Raw genomic sequence first — 12591 nt, 5'->3', positions numbered from 1 at the left:
CGCGCCGACGATGGCAGCCCAGCCGGGAGCAGCCGTGTCGCGTTCACAGCCACGTTTCAAGACCTGCTCCCTTCAAAAACGACGCAGACGCGGACTGGCGGGCCGAACACGGTTCGGCTGGTCCTATCTGGACTGACTCACAAGTTGGCTGTCTTGCCCGCCGGTTGCGGCGCCCGACCTTGCCGGGGAACACCCTGGCACCGGGAGGGTCGATGGTGCGACTAAATGCTGTACTGCCTAGTGCCCCAGCAGGTCCCGTTTCTTTAGCAGCAGCACCCACATAGCCACTACGACAAACGGGACGTTTAGCACAAAGCTTTGCGAACAGTTGGCGCCGAATTTGAAATGTTTGGCTGCAAATGTGTCATTTCCTGTTACGCTCCAGCGTATCGCGTGGCGAATGCTGCCAGCGTCGAGAAGGGGCCGAGCCATGTACCTACTCAACGTGGTGCCGGATATCGTTGCTGCAGCATCTGGCACCCTGCAAGATATTGGCGCTGCTGTAAATAATGCCAGTGCGGCAGCAGCGATTCAGACGACGTCGATCGCTGCCCCAGCTAGTGACGAAGTGTCCATGGCTATCGCCTCAGTGTTTGGTATGAACGCACAACAATTTCAGGGCCTAAGTGCGCGGGCGGCAGCATTTCACGAGGAATTCGTCAAGCTGTTGAGTGCGGGGGCAACCCAGTATCTGAATACCGAGGTCGCAAACGCGCAGCAGGTGCTTCAGAACGCGGTGAACGCGCCCGCCCAGGTCCTGCTGGGCCATCCCCTGGCGGCAGCCGGACAAGGCGCCGGCGCCGCCAACCCCGCCGATACATCGCCCTCGATTTCCCTTGCTAAGGGTGGCTTTTTGGGGTTTAGCTATGATCTCTCAACGTCCGGTTTTACCGTGTCTCCCTATGGCAACAACGGAATCCAGGCATCCCTCACAGGATCACTGACCCTTGGCGTCGGACCGTTTTCCTGGGCGGCGTCGGTGCAGGAGTTCGCAGCCGCGGATGATCTCGGAATCCGTACGGGATATGACGTAAATCTTGGTGGTTACGGCCTGCAGATGTATCTCGATAGGCCCACAGGTGGGGGGTTCTTCAGCTTCCCCCAAATCCACGGTGGGGTCCATATACCTGGGTCAACGTATCTTTATTAGGAAGCCCGTCGGTGGCATTGTTTCGGCATTCCTGCACGCAAGCCATCAGTTGTCTTTGCTCGTCGGAAGCGGGCAAGTAATATGAACCACACGTGATTTGACGCCATTGCTGATCGGTGATCCTGACTCTCAGTACTGTGCGGTAATTTGGTGTCCGGTCGTGATTGCGGACAACGGTTTCCTAACCAAATATATTCTTGCCCTTCGTATCTAAATTTGCGCGTCCCCGAGCGTCAGCTAGCGGCTCCCTGGTCCGGCATACCCATGCAGGGCGGCCAGTTCTATCTCGGACACCTTCGCGATTAGCAATGCGACGATGTCACCGAAGTCGGTGTACAGGTCGAAATAGCTCTTCGGTGGCAGGCCAGTGTCACCCCGTGCTGCCGGGCCCAACGGATGTGGGCCTGCGAGGTCAAAGAACCGGCCGACGACACGGGCAGCTTGGTAGAACACCAGACGGTCCAAATCCTATGCTGCGCCGATGACTTCATACCCGCGTCAGTCACCCAGGCAACGTGACTACTTCAACTAATCCGTCATGTCACCCATTGACGGGGACGCACAGTAGGTTACCCAGCCGCGGAAAAAGCGGTCTTCAAAGTTGCCCTTTGCGCAGGCCCGGCAACAGTCAGCTCTGCCGCTTGGCCAACCACTCCGCCTGCATCGCAAACAAACCCAGCAACTCCGGCGCCGGGGTGTCGGGATCCAGCTCGCAATAGCGCCGGTACATGTTGACCACTATCCGCTCGGAGTCCAGCCAGGACGCGTACTCACCCAGGTCGACGGCATCGACGGCCTCCGCCAACGACAAACCCTTCCCGTAAGCCTCGTCCGCCTGGGCGATGATGTGCACGAAATAGTCACGTACGCCGCGTATTCCATCGGGATCGGTGACCGGACCGTGGCCGGGAACCACCACCGGCGCGTCCAGGGCGATCATGGCGTCGCACGCCGCGATCCAGTTGGCGGTCGGCCCCGACCACACGATCGGCGTGCAGCCGATGAACAGCAGATCCCCACCGAACAGCACACCGGCGTCGGGCACGTGCACCACCGAATCGGCGGCGGTGTGCGCGGGCCCGAGGTTGAGCAGGTGTACCTCCCTGCCGCCGACGTCGAACTGCATCGAGCGGTCGAACGTCTGATCGGCGTTACGCACCGTGATTCCGCTAAAATCGAAGTGCCCGAAACGTTCCCGCGCGTAGGGGGTCGCGACCGGGCCGAGGTCCGCCGTCTGGATAGCAGCCAGCCTCTCCACACCGGCGTCGTGGGCGATCTCGTCGAAGGTGCCTTGCGCGGCGATGATCCGCACGCTGTCGTCCAGCAATTGATTGCCGTGCGTGTGGTCACCGTTGGAGTGGGTGATCAGCGCATCGGTGATCGGAGCGCGATCGGTGATCGGCCGCATCGCGGTCAACATCTCGCGGGTCAACGCCAGATCAAACAACGTATCCACCAACAGCGACGCACCGTCACCGGCCACCAGACCGGCGTTGCTCCAGCCGTATCCGCCATCCGGCAGCGTCCACGCCCACACCTTTTCCGCAACCTCGTGCAACCCGCGGGTGTAGGGCACCTTCGCCCGTGCGGGATTCACCCGCACCGAGGCCGGCGCGGTGTGCGGCCCCGAGACCGGGCCCGAGACCGGGCCGGCGGCCGCCGGATCACGCCTGGGCGGCAACGGAATCGGCTCCGCTGTAGCTCGAACGGTCTGCCGTGTCTCACCTAGTCCCTCGACCTGCAGGGTCACCACGTCACCGTCGCGCAGCCAGCCCGGAAAGGTATCCGGATTCATCAAGTGCTCGACGAGTGTGCAGGTGGGCACGGTGCCTGAGCCGATCACATCACCGGGTTGCAGCGTCACGCCGCGCGACATGTACGAGATGACCTCGCCGAAGGTCCAGTCCATGGCGGCGGTGGACCCCGAGCCGATCACGGTGTCGTTGACCAGTGCGGTCACCTGCAAACCCAGCTTGCCGTCCCGCCGGAACGGTTCCAGCTCATCCGCGGTGACCAGGTATGGGCCGAGAGTGACGCCACTGTCCTTGCCTTTGGCCTGCCCGATCCGCAGTTGGCCTTCCAGCATCTGCAAGTCCCGTGCTGACCAGTCGTTGAAGATCGTGTAGCCGATAATCGACGCTTCGGCCTGCTCGACCGAGAGGTCTTTGCCGGTGGTGCCGATTACCGCCGCGACCTCCAATTCGAAGTCCTGCCAGACGCTTCCGGGCGCCATCGGGGCGTCGTCGTAGGGACCTAATACCGTTGCGGGGCAGGCGAAGTAGAACGCCGGAATGCGATACCAGGTCTCGGTGAGCACACGCCCACCACCGGTGGCCTCCTGGCAGTTGCGCATGTGGTCCAGGAAGCACAACGAATCGCGGATCGACGGCGGCCGCGGGATCGGCGCGGCCAGCGCCACCGATTCCAGTGCCACCACCGCCGCCGGTGACTGCAGCGCCTCTTCGCCGGCGCTGTGCAACACGTCGGGCCCCGCACCAATCAACTCGAGCAGCGACCGCCCCGCCGGTAACGCGTGAATCTGCCCACCAGAAAGCACACCGACCCGTTCACCGTCCGCACCTCGATAGGTAACCCATTTCATTCGCGCACTACCTCACTTGGTTTCTTGTCCGGCCGCAGCCCGCGCCAACTCGATTGCCGCAACCGGTTCTCCGGAGTCCATTCGCTGTAGCGCACCTCGCCCACCAGGACCGGCTCGACGAAGGTGACGCCCCGAGCTTCGCGGGCAGGAAGCTTTGGAGTGAAAGGAGATTCGTCGGTCTGCAGTGGTGCCAACGTCTTCTTCAAGCTGGCCAGTTCGCGATCTGTGAAGCCGGTTCCCACCCGGCCTACGAATTGCAGCCCGTCAGGTCCGGGAATGCCTAACATCAGCGCGCCGATTCCGCTGCTGCGTCCGCCCTCCCCGACCCGCCAGCCACCGATCACGACTTCCTGGGTGTTCCAGTTCTTGTCCTTGATCCAGGAGGCCGACCGGCGTCCCGGCTGGTACGTCGAATCACGTTTCTTGGCGACCACCCCCTCCCAACCTTGCCGACGCGAGTGCTCAAGCGCATCGGGGCCGTCGCCGGGCAGCAACTCGGGAACGATGAGTCCTCCGGCGCTGCTAAGGGTTTCGAGTAGCTTCCGCCGGTCGGAATATTTTGCCCGCAATAGCGAACGACCGTCCAGGTAGAGCAGGTCGAACGCCCAGAACTCGATGCGGGTGGCACGCACCCGGTTCTGCATCTCGTTGAAACTGGGTACGCCTGCCGAGTTCAGTGCCACTACTTCGCCGTCCAGAATCACCTGATGGTCGGCGAGATCGGCTGCCAGCGACTGCAATTGGGGGTATTCCTGGGTCATGTCGCGTCCGCTGCGGGACCGTAGCCGGAGCGCGCCGTGGTTGGCATCGACCAACAGTCGGTACCCGTCCCACTTGCCCTCGAACGCCCATTGACCCTTCTTCAAGCCCGCCACCGACCCGTGGGTGGCGAGCATCGGCGCGAGACCGTCGAAGTCGAAGACGTTCTGGTCTTTCATCCGGTGCGCCAACCACTGGTGACCCTTGGTCTGGATCAGGGCATACCGCCCGGAAATCCGGCTGCCGTGCAGGTTCACGATAACTTCATCGTCGCGGAACTTCTCCGCTTCGTAGGTGCCCGAGTCCCAGATGATCACCTTGCCGCCGCCGTATTCCCCCTTGGGAATGGAGCCCTCGAATGCGGCGTACTCCAACGGATGGTCTTCGGTGTGGACGGCCAGATGGTTCACCGATGTCGTTTCGGGGAGGTTCTTCGGCACAGCCCAGGACACCAGCACACCGTCGCGCTCCAACCGGAAATCGTAATGCAGCCGACGTGCATGGTGCTCCTGGATGACAAACGTATTGTTCTGCCCGGTAGTGGGTTTCGATCGCGGCACCGGCTCCGGTGTCTTGTTCGCATCCCGCATGCTGCGATACTTGCTCAGCCGATCCGGCAGCAGCACACCAGGATCCAGCGCGGCAATCAGATCGCCGTCGCGGGCCACCCGGTCCAGCACCTCGTCATAGCGCAACTGGCGTAATCCGCGATCGTCCAGCTCCTCCCAGGTCCGTGGCGCCGCGACCGTCGGATGCTCGCGTCCGCGTAGCGAATACGGTGCGATGGTGGTCTTCGCGCCGTTGTTCTGACTCCAGTCCAAAAAGATCTTGCCGGCCCGCACGTTCTTCGCCATCACCGAGGTGACCAGCTTGGGCATGCTCTTCTCCAGTTGCTGCGCAACACGTTTCGCCAGCACGGTGGCGCCTCGGCTACTCACCGGCTCATCCAGCGGCGCATACAGGTGCAATCCCTTGCTGCCGCTGGTGAGCGGGTACGTGGTCAGGCCGATATCGGCCATCATCTCCCGCACCGCCTTTGCGACCCGGACCATTTGGACCATCGTCACGCCTTCACCCGGGTCCAGGTCGAATACCAATCGGGTCGCCGGACCGGGCTTGAGTGTTTCCCCGCTGCGGGTCCACTCCGCGACAAACCGCCACTGCGGCACGTGCACCTCCAGGGCGGCCTGCTGCGCTATCCAGGCCAGCCCATCGATGCTGTCGATAACCGGATAGGTCGTGGTTCCAGACCGGTGGGTGATGCTCGCACGCGGCAGCCAGTCGGGCGCCGACGACGCCAGCTGTTTCTCGAAGAACGCGGGTTCGTCGACGCCGTTGGGCCAGCGCTTGCGGGTCGCGGCCCGCCCCGCAATGTGCGGAATCATCACCTCGGCGATGTTGGTGTAGTACTCGAAGATCTCGCGCTTCGTAGTGCTGGTCGCCGGATACAGGACCTTGTCGGCATTGGTCAGTTTGACCCGCTGCTCCTGTGCCGATCCCATAGTGCCAACGTAACGTGTCGAGTATGGGGCAGGGCCGATGAAGGGCCTGGTGATCGGTGAGGCGCTGATCGACGTCGTCACCGGACCGACCGGCGCCGAGCACGTGGGCGGCAGTCCGCTGAACGTCGCGGTCGGGCTGGCCCGGTTGGGCCGGGACGTCGACTTCCTGACCCACATCGCCGACGACGCCCGTGGCCGGCGCATCGCTGGCCACGTCAAAGCTGCTGGCGCTCAACTTGTTCCGGGAAGCATCGGCGCGACACGCACCCCGACCGCGGTGGCGACCATCGACCGGGACGGCTCCGCCACCTATGCCTTCGACCTGGATTGGCAACTTACCGGGACACCGCCGGTGCCACCGCCCCTGTTCGTCCACACCGGGTCCATCGCCGCAGTGCGCGAGCCGGGTTGTCTTGCGGTAGCCGCTCTGGTGGACACCTACCGCGTCTCGGCGACCGTCACCCTCGACCCGAATATTCGGCCGTCCGTCATTGTCGACCGCGATCAGGCGCGGGAACGCATCGACAAACTGCTGGAACGCAGCGACGTTGTGAAGACCAGCGACGAGGACCTGCGCTGGCTCGCGCCGGACCGGACTCCGCAGGACACGGCGCGTAGTTGGCTGGCGTGCGGACCGGCGCTGGTGGCACTGACCATGGGTGATCGGGGCGCGCTCGGTTTGTGTTCGGCCGGCGAGGTCCTGGTGCCTGCCCCTGCACTGGAGGTGGTGGACACAGTCGGTGCCGGCGATGCATTCATGGTCGGCCTGCTCGACGGCCTCTGGGAACTGGGCGTGCTGGGCGGAGACCGCCGCGACGCCCTGCGCCGGATCGATCTTGGCGACCTGACATCGGCCCTCGAACGGGCCACCGCCGCAGCGGCCCTTACCGTGACGCGGGCCGGGGCCGACCTACCGGATCGCGCCGCGCTCAACGACGCAAGAGGTTATCGAGACCCGCACGGGGCATACTGACCAAATGCGCTCCATTTGGAAGGGCTCGATCGCGTTCGGGCTAGTGAATGTGCCGGTCAAGGTGTATTCGGCCACCCAGGATCACGACATCAAATTCCATCAGGTGCATGGCAAGGACAACGGACGTATCCGGTACAAACGAGTCTGCGAGGTGTGCGGGGAAGTCGTTGAGTACAGCGACATCGCGCGAGCCTACGAATCCGACGATGGACGTTCAGTGGTGATCACCGACGACGACATCTCCACCTTGCCCGAAGAACGTAGTCGCGAAATCGAGGTGTTGGAGTTCGTCCCCGCCAGCGAAGTCGATCCGATGTTGTTCGACCGCAGCTACTTTCTCGAGCCTGATTCCAAGTCGTCCAAATCCTATGTGTTGCTGGCCAAGACGCTCGCCGACACGGACCGAATGGCCATCGTGCATTTCTCGCTGCGCAACAAGACCCGACTGGCCGCCCTGCGCGTCAAGGACTTCGGCAAACGCGACGTGATGGTGATCCACACGTTGCTGTGGCCCGACGAGATCCGCGACCCAGACTTCCCCGTGCTGGACAAGGAAGTTGACATCAAGCCGGCCGAACTCAAGATGGCCGGCCAAGTGGTGGAATCGATGGCCGACGACTTCAACCCCGACCGCTACCACGACACCTACCAGGAACAGTTGCAAGAACTCGTCGACGCCAAACTCGAAGGCGGAGAGGCATTTACGGTCGAGGAACAGCCAACCGAACTGGATGAGACCGAAGACGTCTCCGACCTGCTGGCCAAGCTGGAGGCCAGCGTCAAAGCCCGATCGGGTGACGGCAAAGCGCCGGCGAAGAAGACGGCAGCCAAGAAAGCGCCGGCCAAAAAAGCCGCCGCAGAAAAAGCGCCGGCCGAGAAATCTCCGGCCAAAAAAGCAGCGGCCAAGAAATCACCGGCCAAGAAAGCGGGTTCCAAAGCGGCGTCGAAATCTTAAGAAATCTTGACCCCTCCGGGGCCACCAGTAAAATTCTGGGTTCATCTCGTCGGGTTTGACTGTTAGGAGAGTTGCCGTGAAGTTCAGTGGACCTGGCGTCGCACTCAGCCTGCTCGTTGCCAGCGCCCTCGTGCTTGCGGGTTGCGGCGGCAATTCAGGCAACTCGTCCTCGTCCGGATCGAGCACCACACCCGTCGTCCCGGTGAACTGCGGCGGCAAGAAAAAGATCCTGGCCGGCGGATCGACCGCCCAGAAGAATGCGATGGAGCAGTTCGTCTATGCCTACATCCACTCCTGCCCAGGCCACACGCTGGATTACAACGCAAACGGCTCGGGCGCCGGAATGAAGGCGTTCCTCAGCAGCCAGACCGACCTGGCCGGCTCCGACTCGCCGATGAATCCCGACAAGGGCGAACCCGATCGGGCCAGGGAACGCTGCGGATCACCGGCCTGGGACGTCCCGGTGGTGTTCGGCCCGATCGCAGTCACCTACAACATCAACGGCATCAATTCGCTCAGCCTGGACGGGCCCACCGTTGCCAAGATCTTCAACGGTGCCATCACCAAGTGGGACGACCCGGCGATCAAGGGGCTGAACAAGAACACCAACCTGCCCGCGACCCCGATTCACGTCGTGTTCCGCGGGGACCAGTCCGGGACCACCGACAACTTCCAGCGCTACCTGGACGCGGCATCCAATGGCGCGTGGGGCAAAGGCACTGGCCAGGTATTCAACGGCGGCGTCGGCGAAGGGGCCACCGGTAACGACGGAACGTCGCAGGCGATGAAGCGCACCGATGGTTCGATCACTTACAACGAGTGGTCGTTCGCGGTCGGCCATCAGTTGAATATGGCCCAGATCATCACTTCCGCAGGCCCGGAGGCGGTGTCGATCAGTGCTGAGACCGTAGGCAAAACCATCGCCGGTGCGACGTTCAAAGGCGGCTTGGAACCGAACGATCTGATCGTGGACACCTCGTCGTTTTACCGACCGACGCAGCCCGGGGCCTATCCGATAGTGTTGGTCACCTACGAGATCGTCTGCTCGAAGTATCCGGATGTGCCGACCGGCCAGGCGGTAAAGGCGTTCATGCAATCCACGATTGGCGACGGTCAGATCGGGTTGGACGAGTACGGCTACATTCCGCTCCCGAACTCGTTCCAATCGAAGCTGATTCCGGTCGTGAACGCCATCGGATGACCACCAGTCAACCCGCTGGTTGATCGGGACACGTTGCGGGGCGGTCGGTTCCGTGTCGTCGACGGCAACCCCTGACTCGCATCTCGGCCCCCGCCTCCCGAATTCCGAAGGGCGCAAGCCACTCTGGTACGTTGCGAATTGGGCGGATAAGGCAACTGTCGAACGAGAAATTTGGACCAGCGTTACTCACTCGTGATTCAAAATTCGATGTCAGTGGTGCCATTTTGTTGTGTGCCCACTCTCCGAGGATTTACCGTGTGTTAACCATCAGTTATGGCGGGTGCGCCGGCGGCAGCGGAGGCCGCCGAAGTTGCCCAGTCGGCCGTTGTGGCATCGGGTGGCGGGGCGAAGGGAGCATTAACGGTGACCAACACCGGTTCGGATTCACGGGTGGGGTCGCAGTTTGGCCCCTACCAGTTGGTACGCCTGATCGGCCGTGGCGGGATGGGAGAGGTCTACGAAGCCGAGGACACCCGGAAGCACCGCGTGGTCGCCCTCAAACTGATCTCGACGCAGTATTCCAACAACCCGGTGTTCCGGGCTCGCATGCAACGCGAGGCGGACACCGCGGGGCGGCTCACCGAGCCACACATCGTGCCGATCCACGACTACGGCGAGATCGACGGACATTTCTATGTGGAAATGCGCCTGATCGACGGTGTATCGCTGCGATCCATGCTGACTCAATTCGGTCCGCTGACCCCGGCCCGGGCCGTGGCCATCGTGCGGCAGATCGCGGCGGCCCTGGACGCCGCGCACGCCAGCGGGGTCACCCACCGGGACGTCAAGCCGGAGAACATCCTGATCGCCGCCAACGATTTCGCCTACCTGGTGGACTTCGGCATCGCCCGCGCCGCTCACGACCCGAATCTGACCCAGAGCGGGATGGCAGTCGGTACCTACAGCTATATGGCTCCGGAGCGATTCACCGGCGACGAGGTCACGTATAAAGCCGATATCTACGCGCTTGCCTGTGTCCTGGGCGAGTGTCTCACCGGCGCGCCGCCCTACCGCGCCGACAGCGTCGAACGGCTGATCGCCTCCCACCTGATGGAACCGGTCCCCCGGCCCAGTGTGCTCCGGCCTGGCCGCGTTCCAGAGGCGCTGGACCAGGTGATCGCCAAAGGCATGGCGAAGAACCCGAACCTGCGGTACATGACCGCGGGTGATCTGGCCGCGGCCGCGCATGACGCGCTCACCACGCCCGAGCAGCGCCAGGAGGCCACCATCCTGCGGCAGGGTGACAACGAGACCCTGATTGCTCCCGTCGTCGACCCGAGCCTGAACACGGGTTGGACCAACTCCAACGCGTCCGCCCCGCAGCAGTACAGCGACCCCGCGACCATGCGCGGGCCGGTGCCCCCGATGCATACCGGCGACGAGACCATGGTCCAGCCGCTACCGTCCAACACCGGCGGATGGCGTGAGCGGCCCCAGAATTCAGACCAGTGGACACAGGCCGCCCCGGTAGCCCCGGCCGGGTGGGCCGCCAGTCAACCCGGAGTCGCCTCCGGACCTGGTTTCGGCGGCGCGCCGCCGTACCAGCAGCCGTCGCAGCCGCATCCGATGACTACGCCGCCGCCGCGCAAGTCGCGCAAGGGCCTGATCATCGGTGCCGCGGCCGCCGCCGTGCTGCTTGTGGTCGCTGCTGTCACCGCCTTCATGATCTTCGGCGGCGACGACAAGAAAGACTCCGGTCCCACGGCATCCGACGGACAACAGGTGATGCCGTTCAATGGCCTCAACTTCCGCTTCGCCCCGGGCGGTGTCGCGGTCGATGGCAACGGCGTCGTCTACGTCACCAACCAGACCATGTACGGGCGCGTGGTGGCACTACCCGACGGGTCGACGTCACCAACCGTGAAGCCGTTCAACGGGCTCTACGAACCCCAAGGCATCGCGGTCGACGGAGCCGGAAAGATCTACGTCAGCGATTTCAACAACCGGGTGGTGTCGTTGTCGGCGGGGTCGAACAACCAGGTGGTGCTGCCGTTCAACGGTCTGAACTACCCGGAGGGGGTCGCTGTCGACGCCCAGGGCAATGTGTACGTCGCCGACCGCGGCAACAACAGGGTGCTGAAGTTGGCGGCGGGCAGCAACGAACAAACCGAAGTGCCGTTCCAGGGCATGCAGAATCCCGACGGGGTGGCCGTGGACAGCGACGGCAACATCTATGCCACCGACACCGACAACAACAGGGTGCTCAAGCTGGATGCCGGGACGTCGAACCAGACGGTGTTGCCGTTCACCGGCATGAGCGCACCGTGGGGCATCACGGTTGACAGCGCCGGGGCCGTCTACGTCACCGAACACGACAACAACGTGGTGGCAAAGCTACCGGCCGGGGCGACAGCTTCGGTGGAGTTGCCGTTCACCGGCCTGAACACGCCGCTTTCGGTGGCGGTGGACAAGAAGGGCAACGTCTACGTCGCCGATCGTGGCAACGGCAGGGTGCTGCGAATCGCGCAGTGACCTAGCGGAAGATTCGCGCAGTGACCTAGCGGAAGATGAGGAAGCCCTCAACGGCCGCCCCGAATGCTTTGCGGAGTAGGCCCTTGGTCGCCAAGAATTTGATTGCCGCGGCCACCAGATTGATCAGCGCCACGATGATGATCAGGGTCAGCGCCGCTCCCCACACCCGCAGGAAGCCGGCATGTTCGGGGTTGGTGAGCTCGGTATAGATCAGCAGCGGCAACGAAGCCATGTTGCCGCTGAAGATGTCGACGTTGATCGACCGGCTGTATCCGACCAACACCAGTACCGGTGCGGTCTCGCCGATCACGCGGGCGACGGCCAGCAACACACCGGAAACGATGCCCGGCATCGCGATCGGGGTCACAATCCGTACGATCGTCTTCCATTTCGGAACACCCAACGCATAGCTGGCTTCCCGCAACTCGTCGGGCACCAGTCGCAGCATCTCCTCGGTGGCGCGCACCACCACCGGCAGCATCAGCAGCACCAGCGCGAATGCCACGGCAAGGGCGCTCTGTTCGAATCCGAGCGTGGCGATCCACAGGCTGAAGATGAATAGCGCGGCGACGATCGACGGCACCCCGGCCAGGACGTCGACCATGAACGTGGTGACCCGAGCCATCCGGCTGGTCCCGTATTCGACGAGGTACACCGCGGTCATCAGGCCGAGCGGTACGGCGATCAAGGCGGCCACACCGGCTTGCACCATGGATCCGTACAACGCGTGGTAGATGCCGCCGGCGAACTCCTCGGGCAGCACGCCGCGCAGCGAATGGGTCCACCAGTCAGCGTGGATGACAGCTCGCCAGCCGCGTGCGATCACGACTGCCAGCAACCACACCAACGGCACCAGCGCCACCAGGAACGAGGCCAAGAAGAAGGCGGTCGCAATGCCGTTCTTGATCCGCCGCCACGTACTCAGGGGGCGGAACACCACGACCTTGAGCGGCATGTCGAGCGCGTCGACCGTCATC

9 protein-coding genes are annotated in these 12591 nt (G+C 63.3%); 5 read left to right on the top strand and 4 right to left on the bottom strand.

Features of this window, described 5'->3' with window-relative positions; all coding sequences use genetic code 11:
• Positions 1-430: 430 nt before the first annotated feature.
• Entirely contained in the window at positions 431-1150 is a 720-nt protein-coding gene (locus A5636_RS21845; RefSeq protein WP_172827292.1) for a PE family protein, read from the top strand.
• A 237-nt stretch (positions 1151-1387) separates the two neighbouring features.
• Here the strand turns inward: A5636_RS21845 and A5636_RS21840 are convergent, their stop codons facing one another.
• The 3 genes from A5636_RS21840 to A5636_RS21830 form a co-directional block, all read right to left on the bottom strand.
• Positions 1388-1603, bottom strand: a complete 216-nt coding sequence (locus tag A5636_RS21840; protein ID WP_155763946.1) for a hypothetical protein — start codon at positions 1601-1603, stop codon at positions 1388-1390.
• A 175-nt stretch (positions 1604-1778) separates the two neighbouring features.
• Entirely contained in the window at positions 1779-3752 is a 1974-nt protein-coding gene (locus A5636_RS21835; protein WP_065160723.1) for a fumarylacetoacetate hydrolase family protein, read from the bottom strand.
• Entirely contained in the window at positions 3749-6013 is a 2265-nt protein-coding gene (locus A5636_RS21830) for an ATP-dependent DNA ligase (protein ID WP_065160722.1), read from the bottom strand. The genes A5636_RS21835 and A5636_RS21830 overlap by 4 nt, the downstream gene beginning before the upstream one ends.
• Positions 6014-6050: 37 nt before the next feature.
• Here A5636_RS21830 and A5636_RS21825 point away from each other — a divergent pair, with 37 nt between their 5' ends.
• From A5636_RS21825 to A5636_RS21810, 4 genes are all read left to right on the top strand, one after another.
• On the top strand, positions 6051-6986 hold the full coding sequence (locus A5636_RS21825) for a carbohydrate kinase family protein (protein ID WP_065160721.1): 936 nt from the start codon (positions 6051-6053) through the stop codon (positions 6984-6986).
• Between the two features lie 4 nt (positions 6987-6990).
• Positions 6991-7941 carry a Ku protein gene (locus tag A5636_RS21820; RefSeq protein WP_065160720.1) on the top strand — a complete coding sequence of 317 codons (951 nt, stop codon included), beginning with the start codon at positions 6991-6993 and terminating at the stop codon, positions 7939-7941.
• Between the two features lie 76 nt (positions 7942-8017).
• Positions 8018-9142 carry a phosphate ABC transporter substrate-binding protein PstS gene (pstS, locus tag A5636_RS21815; protein ID WP_065160719.1) on the top strand — a complete coding sequence of 375 codons (1125 nt, stop codon included), beginning with the start codon at positions 8018-8020 and terminating at the stop codon, positions 9140-9142.
• 363 nt (positions 9143-9505) lie between these two features.
• Entirely contained in the window at positions 9506-11614 is a 2109-nt protein-coding gene (locus tag A5636_RS21810; RefSeq protein WP_065160754.1) for a serine/threonine-protein kinase PknD, read from the top strand.
• A 25-nt stretch (positions 11615-11639) separates the two neighbouring features.
• On the opposite strand, the gene pstA is transcribed toward A5636_RS21810, so the two are convergent.
• On the bottom strand, positions 11640-12590 hold the full coding sequence (gene pstA / locus A5636_RS21805; RefSeq protein WP_065160718.1) for a phosphate ABC transporter permease PstA: 951 nt from the start codon (positions 12588-12590) through the stop codon (positions 11640-11642).
• Position 12591 lies beyond the last annotated feature (1 nt).

The organism is Mycobacterium asiaticum, assembly GCF_001673315.1.
Taxonomy (GTDB): domain Bacteria; phylum Actinomycetota; class Actinomycetes; order Mycobacteriales; family Mycobacteriaceae; genus Mycobacterium; species Mycobacterium asiaticum_B.
This window is presented reverse-complemented; position numbering and strand designations above follow the sequence as displayed.